The sequence below is a fragment of the Streptomyces sp. RLA012 genome, assembly GCF_056270325.1.
The window spans coordinates 5,992,382-6,006,563 of record NZ_JBWDPA010000002.1; the positions used below are offsets into that span (position 1 = coordinate 5,992,382).

Below are 14,182 nucleotides of genomic sequence, written 5' to 3' on the forward strand. Positions count from 1 at the left end.
CGTTCCGACCCTTCCGGCGGGTGGATCAAGCGAGACGCCGGTACGCGGACAGATTCCGGAAGTGCTCGGTCTCGCGCCATTCCGGCCGGGTGTCGTCAAGCAGGCATTCGGCCTGTTTCAGCCGCGCGGTGATCTTCGCGAGGGAGGACTCCGTGCCGTCGAACCGGATGACGTTGATGCCCGCGATGTCGGCGCAATGCCGTAGTCGGCCGACCTCGACGATGACGGTCCGCTCCGGGTAGGCCATCAACACCATGCCCAACTCGATCAGTACGTTCTGCCGGGGCTGGCCGGTCAGCTGGGTCTCGTCGTCCAGCTCACGGTTGCCGAGCAGATGCGGGTGGAGCTTGGCGACATCGTCCGGGGTGAGCAGGACCAGGGCCGCCTGCGCCTGCGACGGTGCGTTCATGACCACCTCGCCGAGGAAGGGCGCGGTCTTGCCGGTGGCCCGCACCAGTTCCTCCCACTCCAACGGGCGCAGGTCGAGCCGGCGCAGCAGCCCGAACATCGCCTGCCGCACCTCTTCGTCCCGGCCGTGCACGACGAAGACGCTACGGCTGCGGCCGTACTCGGAGGCCACCTGCCCGGACGCCCGCTCCGCCCCGCCGGACCGCTCGGCAACGGACGTCGCCCGCGGCTCGGCGGCCGCCGCCGCATGGTAGTTGTAGCCGAAATGCTGGTTCTCTCCGCCGAAGACATTCTGGTTGTTGTCCCCGAACGTGTGGCCCTCGGTCATGATGACTGCCCCCCTCGGCCGCCGGACGAGTCGGTGCCCCCGGCCTGGTAGTTGTAGCCGAAATTCCGGTTTTCTCCGCCGAAGACATTCTGGTTGTTGTCCCCGAAGAGGATGTTGGTCTGCGCACGGTCGTGGTCGGCGAGATCCACGTTGTGTTCGCTCAGGAACGCGCGGATGTTCTGGAGCAGACGGCGCTCGACGATCTGTGTGTACTTCACCGCATCCGATTTCTGGAAGAAATGGTGGTAGGTGTCGCTGGTGGCCATTTCCCGGACGCTCGTCAGCGCGCCGCAGTCGACCGCCTTGGTCACATAGCGGCCCAGCCGGAATTCGCTGCTGTCGGCCACCGCGATCGCCGTGTCGACCCCGATGACGATCCGCCCGCCCCGCCGCGGCCGCACCAGCCGACGCATCAGCGGCGGCAGGAAACGCTCGGGGAACACCCGCAGCGGCAGCAGGGCCAGCGCCAGGAACCAGAGCGGCGCGGCCGTGGCCATGTCCCACGCGACCCGCACGGCCAGGCGGCCGTCGAACGCGTCGGGCAGCCGGTCGACGAGGTGGAATTCCTCCACGAGCGGCCCGAGGACGTAGGTGTAGAACTCGGTGTGCAGCGTGTCGCCCTTGAGGTCGAACCCGACGAAGATCGAGGTCACCAGCTCTTCGTTCCACGATCCGACGCGCACGCACAGGTACTCGCGGGCCGAGTCGTAGTCCTCCCGCCAGTGGATGCCCGGGAGGTCGTCCACGCCGGGCAGCTGGGACCAACCCGTGCCGCGCGTACGGTCGTTCGTGCGGATCGCCGTGGTGAAGCGGCGCTGCTCGACGGTCAGTCCCTCGATACGTTCGTCCCGGCGGGCCTCGTCGCGCAGTTCCACGGCCATCCGGCCGGCGACGTACGTGGTGATGTCGTGGACGGTGAACGGCACGACGGTCCGGCGCTCCACGGTGTCCAGGTCGGGCCCCGACCCGTCGATGTCCTTGCGCGCGGCGAGCCGGGTCTTGGGCGCGCCGAGCAGCAGTTGGGCGTTCGACCAGTCGCGCAGGGGTTCACCGGCGCCGACGAAGGGCCGGAAGCCGCCGTAGAAGACGAGGCCGCTGTGGGCGGACTGCTCATGGTCGATCTTGCGGATCAGGGCGTCGGTGAGCTTGCCGCCGGCCGGGTAGGAGCCGTCGAAGCCGCCGTCGGGGCGGGTCTCCTTCAGCCGGGTCATCAGGATGTGCAGGGTGACGACACGACGCAGATAGGCCGCGCCCCACACCACCCAGCACAGGAGCACCAAGCCGACGCGGAGGCTCAGCGCGCCGCTGCCCATCAGTATCTGGACCGCGACGACCGAGCCGATGGCCACGCCCCACTGGATACGGCGCAACCGGCGTGCGGCGAGGGCGTGGGCGAGGACCGACACGGCGTCGTAGCCGTAGGACGGCGCGACCACCCGGAAGCGTTTCTTCAGCAGTTCTCGGATGACGGTCCGGCGATAGCCGGGATCGAGGTAGGTGCCCGCCGACAGCAGGCGGGTGGCCTTGGTCCGCGCGTACTCGCGGGGGATCGGCGGCGCCTGTGGCGGGCCGGGAAGGCGTGGGTGAAGTGTCTGTGTGGTCACGGTGGTTCAGCGCTCCGCTCGTGCGGGCGTACCCGGGCCGGGTACGCCCGGGTGGTCAGCTGGTCGGGGTTGCCGTGCCGCCGGTGATCTCACCGTCGCGGACGGTATAGGTGGCGTCGTAGGAGCGCGATGTGCCGTCCGTCTCCAGGGCGTCGAGGACCAGCCGTACGACGGCCCCCTGCACCGAGACGACGTTGATGGTGTCCCGCTGGGTGGTGGCGAAGCCCGAGGCGAACGAGGCGTAGTCGGTGTGCAGGTTCTTGCCGCCCAGATCCCAGGCGGTCTGGTAGTCACGGTTGTTGATCGCCGCGAAGTAGGCGGTGACGACCGCCTCCGGTCCCGCGGTCGCGGTCGAAGTCGAAGTCGGAGTCTCGGTGCCGGTCGCGGTGGCGTGGTCCGGCGAGGTGCCGAAGAGGTCCCCGATGTCCCCGGGCTCTGTCGTCCCGGATGTGGTGGCCGTATCGGAAGTGCCGTAGGTGTCCGGCGCGACGGGGTCGGTGTACGGCGTCGCCGGCGAAGCCTCCGGCTGGGACTGCGATCCGGTCCCGAGACCGGTGAACGGCCCGGGGTCACCGGTCGAGCCGGAGCCGTCCTGCGTCGAGCCGTCGACCAGGCCCAGAAGCAGGATGAGCAGCAGGGGCACGCCGATGACGGTGAGCCCCCAGGTACGGGCGGACCCGGCGGGCGGTATGAGTCCCCCGTCGCGGTACGGCGACGGGGGGCCCGGTACGGCGGCGTACAGCGGGTCGGGTCGTGCGGTGGGCGGCGGCAGTCCGGGGTTGTCCATGGGGTACTCCAACGGTCACGACAGTGCACCGATTCGCTCACCCCGACTGCTTGCACGGCCGGCTGCACCCGCTGTGATCCGTCTGCCGCCGTGTCACCCGACGAGTCGGCGGGTCGGCAGGTCGGCAGGTCGGCAGGAAGGAGCGCGCGGAAAGGCTGGTTGACACCTCTGATGCCACCAGCCCCGCCGCTTCCGTGGCCAGAACCGATTCGCTTCCGATCCACTTCCGGACCGTGCGGTGACGGGAGGCGACACGCGGCGGCGGCTCGCCGTGATCGGAGTCCTGCTGGGGGCGGTCACCTCGTTCTTCGCCACAAGCGTGGCGGAGCGTGCCACATTTCGACAGACCCTGGCCACCCGGTGGGCTGAGCGCAAACTCGACACCTATATCGAGTACATCGCCTGCGTCAAAGAAGCGGTCCGGGCTGCCCGACAGGCGCTCGAAGCACACGAGCACGACGAGGACGGTTCCGAACCTCTGTCAACCCCTACAACTTCGGCAGCCGTTACTCGAAGGACAGCGATGGCCGACAGCGGCTACACGTACATAGGCACACCGTGATGGACGCACCGGACGACGTCGACGTCACCACCGGCCGAACACATGACGATGCACGAGGTCGCGGAGGCGGCCGGCGTGGGAAAGGGCACCCTCTTTCGAGCACCGGCGAGGGACCGGCTGGCGGCGTTCGGCCGTGTGCTGGTCGAGCGCATCGCCGACGATGCGGACCTGGGCGTCCTGCACAAACAGTGCGGGTTTCCCCGGACAACGTCCGGCGGCGACGTGCTGCAGGTAGTCGATGCGCGTAGTCATCGGTGCAGTCATCGGTGCGGGCCGGGGGACGTCCGAACAGGAGGAGGGCCGCCGCGCAGCAACGCGGCGGCCCTCCTCCTGTTTCTGCTGACGGTCGCCTTCCACGCCGTCGGTGTGTCAGCGGATGATGATCACCACGGGGGTGTTGCCGTACCCGTACCCGCCTATGGGGTAGTACCCGACGTTCCCGAACCCGTTGTTGAACCCGTTGTTGAACCCATTGTTGAACCCGTTGTTGAACCCAAACCCGTACCCGCAGTACGGGCTGAAGCCTCCGTTGAAGCCTCCCCGGCACCCGCCGTTCGCCAGGCTGCTGGGTGACAGCGACGCGACGCCGTTGGTGGTGGCCGAGGCCGGGCTGGCGGCCGCGCCCACTCCCACGACGACACCGCCTGTGAGGAGGGCGGCGGCCAGGGCTTGCATGACCGGTTTCCTGCGCATATTTCGGTCTCCTTTGGCCCGAGATGTCTCTACCCCTCCCGTTTTCTCCCCTCACACCAGGTAACACCTGATCGGCGGAACGTACCACCCGAGCGCCCCACGGCCCGTGGTTCCGGGCCTGGACGGAGTCGCGGTGGAAAGCTCCTGCTCTCGTGTCCGGAGCTTGCCGTCGGCGGTGCTGCTCACCCCCCGGCTCACCCCCCGACTCACTCCCTGCTCGCTCCTGCTCACCCCCCCGCTCGGGCCCTGTGTGAGGCGCTGAGCGGTTCCTTTGCCGCGGGTCCAGTACCTGCCGTTCGCCGGGGTGGCGTGCTCGGTCACGATCATCGGCAGGCCGGCCTTGGCCGCCCGGCGCAGCGCACTCTCCAGTGCCCGGGGGAGAGAAAACTCGTACCCCATCCGGGTGAGTTCGGCGTCCCGCGGATGAGGCTGGACGCCGTCGGCGGTGATCACGGCCCGGGTGCAGGTCTGGACGCCGAGGATGCCGTCACTGTCCATTGCCTGCAGGAGCACGTCGGCCAACCACAGAAGCCGAGCTCTTGCTCACGCCCTGCTCATGCCCTGCGCCAGGCGCTGAGCAGTTCGGTACGGGCACCCATACCAGCGGCTCGCCCTCGGCGGTCGTTGTCGGTCGCGCCTCGACGAGGGAGACCACGGACGCCCTGCCCGGCCTGGGAAACTCCAGCACCTGCGTCGCCGGCCTCTTCTTACTCCCGTGGGCCACGATGCTTTCGACGCTTTCGACCACGCTCTGCTGACTTTCGGGCACCAGCTCCCCTACGTATCGGCCCACACACTGTTCCGCCGGCCTGCCGAGTGCCGTGGCCATCTCGGCTTTCAGGGAGCGGATGATGCCGTCCGGGTACAGCAGAGCCGACGGTTCAGTCCGTCGAAGGAGTTCGTCCGAGACGTCCACCTGCCGCTCCCTCGCGATCGTCGAGCGATCACCCTTATGGCTCAATAATCGCATTCCAGCCACTTCGGCGCGCGGACAGCGATTGGCGGCCACGGCTGATGAAACCTCTCTGACCTGCTCTTTCCGCACCGACCGATCGGCACCGGGCGCATTCAGCAGCTGGGTCGACGAAGCGGCTTTGAGCGGGAGCTGCTTCGGCACGAGTGATCACGGCCTCGTAAGCGGTCGGAAGGCGGGCTACTGCCCGATGCCAACCGAGACGGAAACCGAGACGGACAACGTCGAAGGGCCCCACCGCGAACGATGCTGTTGGCAAATCCGCCGCGGGGACCACTCTCCCCGGAAGCCGTGAGCACTAGACCGATCTAGTGCTCACGGCTTCCGGCACACATGCCGCGGAGCCGACGTGGCCGACCGGGTTGGCCAACAGCACCGCGAACGGTGGGGCCCTTCGACATCGTGCCCGGTGAGGCACTGGCGGAGGATACGAGATTCGAACTCGTGAGGGGTTGCCCCCAACACGCTTTCCACATGTTCGTCTGGGGGTACGGGGATGTGCGGGAGCGTTCTGACCTGCGATGCAGCCGACTCGGGTGGGGCTTCTGAACGATGTCGTACGGCGGTGAACGCAACCAGAACTGCAACCACTGCTGACCTACTTGCCGTGTTCCGGGCCATACCACTGGGGGGCTTGCCCGGTCACTGCGGCGATGCACTCGAAGTCGTGATCGCGATGGAGCAGGGTGAGCCCCTGCAGCTCAGCGGTCGCGGCGACGACCAGGTCGACCGCTCCGGCACTTCGGTGTTTCCCCTGCTTGGTGAGGGCTTCCTGGACCTGCCAGGCGCGGTCGTAGGCGCGGTCATCGACGGGAACCCAGCCGAAGATCAGCCGCATGTCCTCGATGCCGCGCGCCCGGTCGGCAACTGACCGTGCGCTGTAGAAGAACTCGAGCTCGGTGATCGGGCAGGTCGCGATGAGTCCAGCCGCGGCGGCCTGGTCCCAGCCGTACTGCTCCGCTTCCCCGCGCATGAACCGCGCGACCGCGCTGGTGTCGATCAGGAACTGGGCCGCGTTCACCTGCGGTAGTTCTCCTTGTTCTCGAACAGTTCCAGATCAAATGCGCCGTCGCCCGCCGCGGCCCGCAGCCGGGCGAGAGCCAGGGCGCGACGCCGACTCTCCAACACCTCGCGAAGAGCGGTGTTGACGGTCTCCTTCTTGGTGTTCGTCCCGAGGGCTTTCGCCACGTCCGCGACCAGGTCGTCGTCCAGGTCGATAACCGTCCGACTCATACACGCCTCCTGATATCAAATGTGGGGTCAAGTATATCTCGCGAGGTGCCTGGTGGGGTGCCATCAGGCACCTCGGCCTGGCCGGCATCACGCCGTGGATGCGGGAGAGAGTGAAGGCGCGCTCCGTATCGTGCAGGTGACACGAGGCATCAAGGTAGGGCGGATCGAGTTCCAGGTCCCTGAGGGTGCGTACGGTTCGGTTGCCCGAGGTGGTGATGTACTCGACCGTGACGGCCGCACCGGTGGTCCGCCGCTGCCGCTGCGGCGTCCTCACATCGAACGCAAGACCAAGGCCGAGGTGACCAAGGCCGTCCGCGAGATGGAGCGGGCCCGGGACGACAAGAAGCTTCGGAAAGCGGGCAAGGGCTGGACGGTCCAGAGCTGGCTTGAGCACTGGGTCGAGAACATCGCCAAGCCGTACGTCTCCGAGAACACGTACGACGGCTACGAGGTGGACGTCCGCGTTCACCTCGTCGCTGGCCTGGGCGCCCACAAGCTCGACCGTCTGGAGCCGGAGCACCTCGAACGCTTCTACCGGAAGATGCAGGCGTCCGGGAGCTCGGCCGGCACTGCCCACCACGCCCACCGGACCATCCGGGTCGCCCTCGGTGAGGCCGTCCGACGCGGGCACGTCGCCACCAACGCGGCCGAGATCGCCGAGGCTCCCCGCCTCGAAGAAGAGGACATCGAGCCTTACACGATCGAAGAGGTGCAGAGCCTCCTCGTCGAAGCGGCCAAGCTCCGCAACAGCGCGCGCTGGGTCGTCGCCCTGGCGCTCGGTCTCCGACAGAGGGAGGCGCTCGGCCTGCACTGGGAAGACGTCGACCTCACCTCCGGGTACGTCCGCATCCGCAAGAACCGGCCGCGCCCCAAGTACGCGCACGGCTGCGGTGCCAACCCGTGCGGCCGGAAGGCGGGCTATTGCCCCAAGCGGGAGCAGACCCGTCGCGAGCACAAGTCGACCGAGTCCCGGGCCGGGCGCCGCACCATCGGTCTACCCGATCCGCTGATCAAGATTCTCCGCCAGCACCAGGAAGCCCAGGAGCAGGAGCGGATCGCAGCCGGTGCCGACTGGGCAGGCAAGGGGTACGTCTTCGCCTCGCCGATCGGCGGACCGCTGAGCCCCAACACCGACTTCCACGTCTGGAAGCGGCTCCTCCGGGACGCGGGCGTCCGGAACGGCCGTCTCCATGACGTGGCCACACTGCCGCGACCGTCCTGCTGATCCTCGGCGTCCCGGACGTCGTGATCGACTCGATCATGGGTTGGGAGCCCGGGGGAGCGGCCCGGATGCGCGCCCGCTACATGCACGTGACCGGGACCATGCTCCGCAAGGTCGCGCACCAGGTCGGCGACGCGCTCTGGGGCAACGTCTGACGCCCCCGGCGGTGTCGGCTCAGCTGGTCGCGAGGATCAGGCTCAGGGCCAGCAGGGCAAGTCCTGCCACGGCTATGACGCTGCCCAGGATCTTGAAGAATCCGGGGCCGAGGCTCTCGGTGTCCGCGAGGCTCAGATTGCCTGTGCGCTGGCCCTTCAGCTCCAGGGCGGCCCGTCTTCGCGCCAGCGTTGCGTCAACGGCACCGCGCAGGTTGAAGACCAACCTTCCTCCGATGTAGACGGCTGCGGCCCCGAGGGCTGCGACGAAGATCAGGACCCCTGTCGGGTCGGAGGAGGCTGCGGCCGATGTCGTGGCGATCATGAGCATGACGCGCAGCATCGCAGGCGGCTGAACCGGATGTCACCGGAATTGTGAACTGAGACGGAAACAGAGACGGACAACGTCGAAGGGCCCCACTGCGAACGGTGGGGCCCTTCGAGTCGTGCCCGGTGAGGCACTGGCGGAGGATACGAGATTCGAACTCGTGAGGGGTTGCCCCCAACACGCTTTCCAACTGTGCGCGTGGCAGTTCAGGGGCGTCCGCAGGGGTTCGCGGGGCAGTTCAGACGGGGTGCGCGTACGTCGGTGGACAGTGGCGTACGTAGGCGAACTGGACAACGACTAGGACAACGAGATCAGGTTCGTGGGACAACACCGACGAACTCAGCCCCCTTGTGGTTGCTGATGATGAAGTCGAAACCGTGGCCTGCTGCGCAGGTCAGTTCCACACTGACGAATCCGCCTCTGGTCCCGAGGGGACTGCCGTGACTGTCCCGGTCAGGATGGACCGTGACCGCCTCGTGGTCGGGACCATCTCCCTGCTCCACCTCTGCGATGCCGCACGCGGGGCACTTGACTTGCCATTGCATGCTCCACGGTCCGCTCTCGCGCGGCACTGGAACGAGGATTCCTTCGTGACTCTGAGGCACGCTTCCCTCCAGACAGGTTGGTCCCATCCATGACAGCCGACGGGCGGCCGGCATGCAGGACTTTCATCTGATCTGTAGGCGGGCGCACTCGTCGGCGGCCCACGCGGAAACCTCCTCAAGCGCGAGGTGAGCTGTGCAAGGTACACGCCATCAGTACGCCGCTGTGCGTTGCCGTACGCCGGTGTTGATGTCATCGGTTGATGTCGCCACCCCCGCGGGCGGCGGCACCCTCGACAGCCAACCGTGCGACTCCGCCGAGTCATTCCTGCCTTGGCTGTCAGTGCGCCCCTGTAGGCTGGCTTATTGATTCGAGCCCTCATCCGAGGGCCGGATTCCCTAAGCCTGGAGGCAGGATGATCGAATCTGTAGCAGCAGAGACCCATGCGGGATACGAGGCTCGGGTCACGAGCCTCGGCCTCCGCGGGGACGTGCTGCGTCAAGCGCTTGGAGCGAGTAACACAGAACGCGGACTGTGCTCGAAGGACCACGCAGCCAAGATCGCCCCCGGCATCTACGCGTACAACGGGCTCGTTACAAGCCTGAGCCGCCAACTGGACGGCGAGGACGATTGGCGTCGCGTCAACCTGGCTGGCGTCCTTCCCGTCATGCTCAACTCCCGCACGCGGGTGGCCCTGGGGGTAGCGAGTGGCAGTCCGCTGACTGGCCAGAGGTCTGGGAGGCTGCAACCCAGCTCGCGCTACCCCAAGGGCGAGCTCACCAAGAAGCTGGTAGAGCGCAATGTGCCACTTGGGCAGATCGCCCTTCTCGGTCGCTCAGTCTTCCAGGCAGTGGAAGAGACAGACGAGCTGGCCGGTTACAACCTCTGGCTCATGTTGGTCTATTTTGATCAAAAGAAGAAGGAGATCCGACACGAAGTCTCGCTGCCCGAGCGCCTGAACGCCAAGGGGTACGTGAAGGACTGGTATGACCGCATCCTCCCACCCACTCCGTATTCAGTCGACGGTGACGAGTTCGACTCCATCGACAACGACCCCAACGACGGGTTCGGTCCGCCCAGTGAAGTTCCGGTCGAGAGGCGGAAGCCCTGACGATCTAGAAGGAAAGGAATCCAAATGTTCACGCCATCCCGGTTGACACTAGCTCGCAAGCGTCGCGGCATGACACTTGTCGAGCTTGGAAATCAGGTTGGCGTGAGCAGCCAAAGCATCTCGAACTACGAACACGATCGCCAGCAACCGTCGCCGCACACCCTAGAGAGAATCGCAGAAGTTCTAGGTTTTCCACTCTCATTCTTTGCAGCGCCCGAGATCGATGAGATCGATCCAGCATCTGTAAGTTTTCGCGCCCGAAGTAAGCTATCGGCATACATTCGCGATGCGGCATTGTCGGAATCACGTCTAGCCGTGGAATTTAGCCACTGGATGGACGATCTATTTACCCTTCCAGCTCCGCACATCCCGACCCCAGGAAGGAAAATGACTCCGGAGCTGAACGTTGAATACCTTCGATCCGCTTGGAGCATGGGAGAAAGTGAGTCCATCAGGAACACGATTCACCTGGTCGAAGCCCATGGAGTTCGCGTCTTTTCACTTGCGCCGGAATATAAAGAAGTCGATGCATTCTCGTTCTGGCGCGACGGGAGACCATACATTTTCCTTAATACACTGAAGTCAGCAGCTCGTAGCCGTTTCGACGTTGCCCACGAGCTCGGACATCTCATGATGCACTGCGACGATGAGGCCGGAGTGAGGACGCGAGCGGCCGAAAAGGAAGCGGACGAATTCGCGTCTACGTTGCTGATGCCTCGACGCAGCATTGCGGCCCGAGTTCCAGAAAGCCCAACTACAGATCAAATCATTAGATCAAGGAAACACTGGAACGTATCAGCCCTGGCATTGACGTACCGCCTACACGCTCTAGGCAGGATCACAGAGTGGCAGTATCGTCAATCCGTCATTGAATTGGGGCGGCTAGGGTTCAGGACAGGAGAACCCGGAGATGCCTCCCGCGAGTCATCAATGCTTCTACAAAAGGTGTTCAGCGCACTTTGGGCAGACGGCATCAGGCCGCGGCAGATCGCAGACCAACTCAACACCTCCATCACAGAGTTGAACAGTTGGGTTTTCGGCCTTATGGCGTCACCAACACCCGAACAGGAAATTCATCCTTCAAACCGACCAGCCCAACTGAGGCTAGTTTGACGGGCGACCCCTCGCGTAGCGTCGCAGTGTGCTCGCACTTTTCGACCTGGACAACACTCTGATCGACCGCAGTGTGGGCCTTGAGGATTGGGCCCGCAGTTTCATGCGTTCGCGCCGGTTGCCCCACGAGGCGGAGTCGGTCATCTGTGATCGACTCCGGGAGCGGGCCTACCCGGCGGACTTCGTACACCTTCGGGAGGCGCTCGGTCTTAGCGACGATCCGGGCGACCTTTGGCACGAGTACGCCGATGGCGTCGCCCGTTCGGTGCGCTGCTTCCCTGGGGTTCGGGAAGGGCTCGCCGCCCTGCGGGGTGCAGGGTGGGCCCTCGGAATTGCGACGAACGGCGCGGTCGACATCCAGAGCGCCAAGCTCTACGCGACTGGGCTCGCCCCGCTCTTCGACGGTATTTGTATCTCGGAGGAGGTAGGGGCCCGAAAGCCGGAGCGCCGCCACTTCGAGGCTGCGGCTGCGGAGTGTGGTGCCCTGCTGAGCGCCGGAGGATGGATGGTGGGTGACAACCCCGACACGGACATGGGAGGGGCAAGGGCAGCGGGATTGCGGACGGTCTGGGTGGCCGGTGGCCGTGAATGGGCCGATGGCCCCCGCGAGCCCGATGCCGTGGTGCAGCGTGCCGCGGAGGCCATTGATGTACTGCGAGAGCTGACGGTCTAGGTCGGGTCGCAATGCGGGTTTCTGTGCAGCTCATCTATTACGAGCGCGAGATCCGGCGAGGTGTCCTTGAGTCCCGTCCACCGCCCCATCACGGCGGCTGCGGCGTCAGCCAGATCAGTGGGAAGACCGGCCTCTTCGAGGGCGTGCGCCGCTTCCGTCATCTCCGGGCCCCAGCGCCATGACCGAGCGGCGAATTTCGGGAAGTACGCGGTCTCTGCCAGGTAGCTGGTCGTACGTCCTTGGGCGATGTCGACTAGCTCCGCCTCCACCCCGTGGTCACTGGCAAGGGCGTAGGCAACGGCGGCCAGAGCGCGGCTGGCCTTCTGGTAGCTGCTGTATGACAGCTTGAGAGCGGACGCCTGCCCGATCCCGCCCGGCAAGGGACGTGCCTGCACGGTGCTCCCGGCGAAGAGCTGGGCAACCGCCGACAGGGCCTCGACCGGTCCAGAGAGGTAGAGGCGAGGGCTCTTCGAGTCCGACGGCGGAGACCCGATCACGGAGCCGTCCACCACAGTCGACCCGGAGCGCTGCAAGATGGCGCTGATGTTGGCCATCGTCGCGGGGGAGACGGCGTTTCCATCGACGTAGATACGAGCGTACGAGCACGCCGCGACAGCCCGCGCCACGTCTTCAGCGGCGGCCGGCGGGCACAGGCTCAGGATGATGTCGGCCCGCTCGGTCATCTCGCTCAGCCCTCGTACCGGCGTGAGCCCGTGTCGCTCGGACCGTTCCTTGGTGCTCGCACTGCGTCCGACCGGGCACCACAGAACCTCAGCACCGGAGCGCCGTGCCTGGGCGGCGACGGCTGCTCCCATGCTGCCGGGGTGCAGGACGCCGAGTGTGGTCATCCGACAAGATCCCGGATGTCCCGGATCTCGGCTGAGGCGGTGGCCGCGAGGGCGTCGATGATGGCGTTGGCCGACTCGGTTGGGCTTAGGTGGTCGGTCCGGAGGATGAGGGTCCACGGTTCGGCTTCGTGTGCCAACAGGTCCTCGCGGGTCTCGTGCCAGACCTTGACCCGTGCCTCTACGTCCTTGTCTCTGCGGCCGACGGAACGCGACTCTGTGACGTCCAGGGGGCACCACAGGAGTACCCGAATCCAGTGCAAGGGGAAGGCGGCCACGGCACCGGCACCGACGACTTGCCCCATGTGCAGAACGGGAATGCGGCCGTCGTCGACCAGGGCCGCGACGCCCTGCCGATCGATGGCGTACTCGGCGTCATAGCGGGCGTTGCGATAGAGGAGTTCTCCCGCACGCGCCAGTTCGTCGATGCGGTCGACGGTCGTGAGCCGATAGCCCGTCGTACGCCCTGGACCGGCCTTGAGTCGCTCAAAGAGCGCGAATTCCGTTCGAAGCCGCGCGAGTTCACTGGTGATGGTGTCCTTGCCGGAGCCGGGGGGTCCGTACAGGATCACACCCGACGACGTCACAGCCCACCGCCACTCAACACATCGCGCGCTTCGTCGACCAGGGCGACGGCCGCGCCAAGGCGGTTGTCGACTACGAAGTGCGGGCCCTGGGGACGCAACTCCAGATTGAGCGACGACAGGTACTCGTCCCATGCCTCCATCTTCCAGGCGTCACGGGCGGCGCCACGGAACTCGATGTACTCGCGCATAGATTCTGGGTCGCATTCGACCCATATCGTTGCGACAGAAACACGCTTCGAGCGGCAGCGATTCTGAAATCGCTGCATCCAGTCGGCTTGCGAAAACTCCGAGACGAATGGGGCATCAAGGATGGTAGAAATCCCGCAGTCCACATTATCCCAAGCCGCCTCCATGAGGCAGCGGTATTCGAGTGGGCGGACTTTTTCGCGATAGAGGTCGGAACTCCGGTCGTGTGCTTCGCCGCCGAGCGCAATCAAGAGTTGGTCAACCAGCGGGCGCGTCAAGGAGTCCTTGTCGAGGATTGGCCACCCGGTCAGGCTCCCAAGGAATTTGGCGAACTCAGACTTCCCGGAACCAGCGAACCCGCCAACCAGCACGACCGTGGGGCCATCGGTGACGCCGCTCGTCCGGCGCCGCCATGCGTCGACCACACGGTTTCGGAGTGCCTCGCTGTCGACGTCGTCCGTGCCTGATCGAATGCTGCTGAGTGCCTGCCGTACGGCTTGTGGCTGTTCGTCCTGCGTTTGTGCTCGTGGGGCGGGAAGCTGTGCTGCGGCGGACTCCACGGGGGCATCCTCTCCGGGCAGGGCTCGACGGAAGCCAAGTTGCGCTTCATTGCGTCGATAAAGTCGGCAATAGGCCCGCCGATAATGGGGACCAGGGTAAACCGAACCTTTCTCGTGGCCCCAGATGGTTTGGAAGTTCGCGGCAATATTGAAGCCGTGGCGCTCTGCGATTTCGCGGAGCTTTTCCCCCGTGTCTTCCAGGGTGAGCCCGATCTGTTCGCGGTGCTTGCGAAGAAGTTCGGGGTTCCAATCCGGGTGCTGCCGAGCCATCTGC

The 14,182-nt window shown here is 65.8% G+C and carries 17 protein-coding genes and 1 pseudogene; 5 read left to right on the forward strand and 13 right to left on the reverse strand.

The window, feature by feature from the left end:
• Positions 1-25: 25 nt before the first annotated feature.
• Genes RV986_RS27395 through RV986_RS27405 form a run of 3 tightly spaced genes read right to left on the reverse strand, consistent with a single transcriptional unit; the run spans position 26 to position 3,127 of the window.
• Complete coding sequence (locus RV986_RS27395) at positions 26-736, reverse strand: TIR domain-containing protein (RefSeq protein WP_475919932.1); 711 nt, start codon at positions 734-736, stop codon at positions 26-28.
• On the reverse strand, positions 733-2,340 hold the full coding sequence (locus RV986_RS27400; protein ID WP_475919933.1) for a hypothetical protein: 1,608 nt from the start codon (positions 2,338-2,340) through the stop codon (positions 733-735). Before RV986_RS27400 ends, RV986_RS27395 begins: the two co-directional genes overlap by 4 nt.
• A gap of 55 nt (positions 2,341-2,395) precedes the next feature.
• Complete coding sequence (locus RV986_RS27405) at positions 2,396-3,127, reverse strand: hypothetical protein (protein ID WP_475919934.1); 732 nt, start codon at positions 3,125-3,127, stop codon at positions 2,396-2,398.
• 238 nt (positions 3,128-3,365) lie between these two features.
• Here RV986_RS27405 and RV986_RS27410 point away from each other — a divergent pair, with 238 nt between their 5' ends.
• The gene (locus RV986_RS27410) at positions 3,366-3,689 is read left to right on the forward strand and encodes a hypothetical protein (protein ID WP_475919935.1); all 324 of its coding nucleotides are present in this window, start codon (positions 3,366-3,368) and stop codon (positions 3,687-3,689) included.
• 24 nt (positions 3,690-3,713) lie between these two features.
• Here the strand turns inward: RV986_RS27410 and RV986_RS27415 are convergent, their stop codons facing one another.
• From RV986_RS27415 to RV986_RS27440, 6 genes are all read right to left on the reverse strand, one after another.
• Positions 3,714-3,941 (reverse strand): hypothetical protein, encoded by a 228-nt coding sequence (locus RV986_RS27415; RefSeq protein WP_475919936.1) that lies wholly within the window; start codon positions 3,939-3,941, stop codon positions 3,714-3,716.
• 117 nt (positions 3,942-4,058) lie between these two features.
• A complete protein-coding gene (locus RV986_RS27420; protein ID WP_475919937.1) occupies positions 4,059-4,382 on the reverse strand; it encodes a hypothetical protein in 324 nt (107 codons plus the stop codon).
• A gap of 51 nt (positions 4,383-4,433) precedes the next feature.
• On the reverse strand, positions 4,434-4,880 hold the full coding sequence (locus RV986_RS27425; RefSeq protein WP_475919938.1) for a hypothetical protein: 447 nt from the start codon (positions 4,878-4,880) through the stop codon (positions 4,434-4,436).
• A complete protein-coding gene (locus tag RV986_RS27430) occupies positions 4,870-5,499 on the reverse strand; it encodes a PAS domain-containing protein (protein ID WP_475919939.1) in 630 nt (209 codons plus the stop codon). Before RV986_RS27430 ends, RV986_RS27425 begins: the two co-directional genes overlap by 11 nt.
• 454 nt (positions 5,500-5,953) lie before the next feature.
• Positions 5,954-6,376 carry a PIN domain-containing protein gene (locus RV986_RS27435; RefSeq protein ID WP_475919940.1) on the reverse strand — a complete coding sequence of 141 codons (423 nt, stop codon included), beginning with the start codon at positions 6,374-6,376 and terminating at the stop codon, positions 5,954-5,956.
• Positions 6,373-6,588: a type II toxin-antitoxin system VapB family antitoxin gene (locus tag RV986_RS27440; protein WP_318325532.1), complete on the reverse strand. Its 216-nt coding sequence runs from the start codon at positions 6,586-6,588 to the stop codon at positions 6,373-6,375. Before RV986_RS27440 ends, RV986_RS27435 begins: the two co-directional genes overlap by 4 nt.
• 256 nt (positions 6,589-6,844) lie before the next feature.
• Here RV986_RS27440 and RV986_RS27445 point away from each other — a divergent pair.
• Positions 6,845-7,965 (forward strand): annotated as a pseudogene (locus RV986_RS27445) (tyrosine-type recombinase/integrase); the annotation flags it as partial.
• 19 nt (positions 7,966-7,984) lie between these two features.
• Here RV986_RS27445 and RV986_RS27450 read toward each other — a convergent pair.
• Complete coding sequence (locus RV986_RS27450; RefSeq protein WP_475919941.1) at positions 7,985-8,293, reverse strand: hypothetical protein; 309 nt, start codon at positions 8,291-8,293, stop codon at positions 7,985-7,987.
• A gap of 955 nt (positions 8,294-9,248) precedes the next feature.
• On the opposite strand from RV986_RS27450, the gene RV986_RS27455 reads away from it, so the two are divergent.
• The 3 genes from RV986_RS27455 to RV986_RS27465 are packed head-to-tail and all read left to right on the forward strand — an operon-like array spanning position 9,249 to position 11,730.
• Positions 9,249-9,944, forward strand: coding sequence for a hypothetical protein (locus RV986_RS27455; protein WP_475919942.1), 696 nt, complete (start codon positions 9,249-9,251; stop codon positions 9,942-9,944).
• Between the two features lie 24 nt (positions 9,945-9,968).
• The gene (locus RV986_RS27460) at positions 9,969-11,057 is read left to right on the forward strand and encodes a helix-turn-helix domain-containing protein (protein WP_475919943.1); all 1,089 of its coding nucleotides are present in this window, start codon (positions 9,969-9,971) and stop codon (positions 11,055-11,057) included.
• Between the two features lie 28 nt (positions 11,058-11,085).
• Positions 11,086-11,730: an HAD family hydrolase gene (locus RV986_RS27465; protein WP_475919944.1), complete on the forward strand. Its 645-nt coding sequence runs from the start codon at positions 11,086-11,088 to the stop codon at positions 11,728-11,730.
• Here RV986_RS27465 and RV986_RS27470 read toward each other — a convergent pair.
• The 3 genes from RV986_RS27470 to RV986_RS27480 are packed head-to-tail and all read right to left on the reverse strand — an operon-like array spanning position 11,727 to position 14,178.
• Positions 11,727-12,578 (reverse strand): NAD(P)-dependent oxidoreductase, encoded by an 852-nt coding sequence (locus RV986_RS27470; RefSeq protein ID WP_475919945.1) that lies wholly within the window; start codon positions 12,576-12,578, stop codon positions 11,727-11,729. The genes RV986_RS27465 and RV986_RS27470 overlap by 4 nt on opposite strands.
• A complete protein-coding gene (locus tag RV986_RS27475) occupies positions 12,575-13,162 on the reverse strand; it encodes an ATP-binding protein (protein WP_475919946.1) in 588 nt (195 codons plus the stop codon). The genes RV986_RS27470 and RV986_RS27475 overlap by 4 nt, the downstream gene beginning before the upstream one ends.
• Positions 13,159-14,178: a P-loop nucleotide/nucleoside kinase family protein gene (locus tag RV986_RS27480; protein WP_475919947.1), complete on the reverse strand. Its 1,020-nt coding sequence runs from the start codon at positions 14,176-14,178 to the stop codon at positions 13,159-13,161. Before RV986_RS27480 ends, RV986_RS27475 begins: the two co-directional genes overlap by 4 nt.
• Positions 14,179-14,182 lie beyond the last annotated feature (4 nt).

What these genes read in the sequence shown, in the direction of transcription:
- RV986_RS27395 (WP_475919932.1), bottom strand. Translation starts at nt 736, where the DNA reads ATGACCGAGGGCCACACGTTCGGGGACAACAACCAGAATGTCTTCGGC.
- RV986_RS27440 (WP_318325532.1), bottom strand. Translation starts at nt 6,588, where the DNA reads ATGAGTCGGACGGTTATCGACCTGGACGACGACCTGGTCGCGGACGTG.
- RV986_RS27420 (WP_475919937.1), bottom strand. Translation starts at nt 4,382, where the DNA reads ATGCGCAGGAAACCGGTCATGCAAGCCCTGGCCGCCGCCCTCCTCACA.
- RV986_RS27455 (WP_475919942.1), top strand. Translation starts at nt 9,249, where the DNA reads ATGATCGAATCTGTAGCAGCAGAGACCCATGCGGGATACGAGGCTCGG.
- RV986_RS27450 (WP_475919941.1), bottom strand. Translation starts at nt 8,293, where the DNA reads ATGCTCATGATCGCCACGACATCGGCCGCAGCCTCCTCCGACCCGACA.
- RV986_RS27470 (WP_475919945.1), bottom strand. Translation starts at nt 12,578, where the DNA reads ATGACCACACTCGGCGTCCTGCACCCCGGCAGCATGGGAGCAGCCGTC.
- RV986_RS27405 (WP_475919934.1), bottom strand. Translation starts at nt 3,127, where the DNA reads ATGGACAACCCCGGACTGCCGCCGCCCACCGCACGACCCGACCCGCTG.
- RV986_RS27425 (WP_475919938.1), bottom strand. Translation starts at nt 4,880, where the DNA reads ATGGACAGTGACGGCATCCTCGGCGTCCAGACCTGCACCCGGGCCGTG.
- RV986_RS27480 (WP_475919947.1), bottom strand. Translation starts at nt 14,178, where the DNA reads ATGGCTCGGCAGCACCCGGATTGGAACCCCGAACTTCTTCGCAAGCAC.
- RV986_RS27460 (WP_475919943.1), top strand. Translation starts at nt 9,969, where the DNA reads ATGTTCACGCCATCCCGGTTGACACTAGCTCGCAAGCGTCGCGGCATG.
- RV986_RS27415 (WP_475919936.1), bottom strand. Translation starts at nt 3,941, where the DNA reads ATGACTACGCGCATCGACTACCTGCAGCACGTCGCCGCCGGACGTTGT.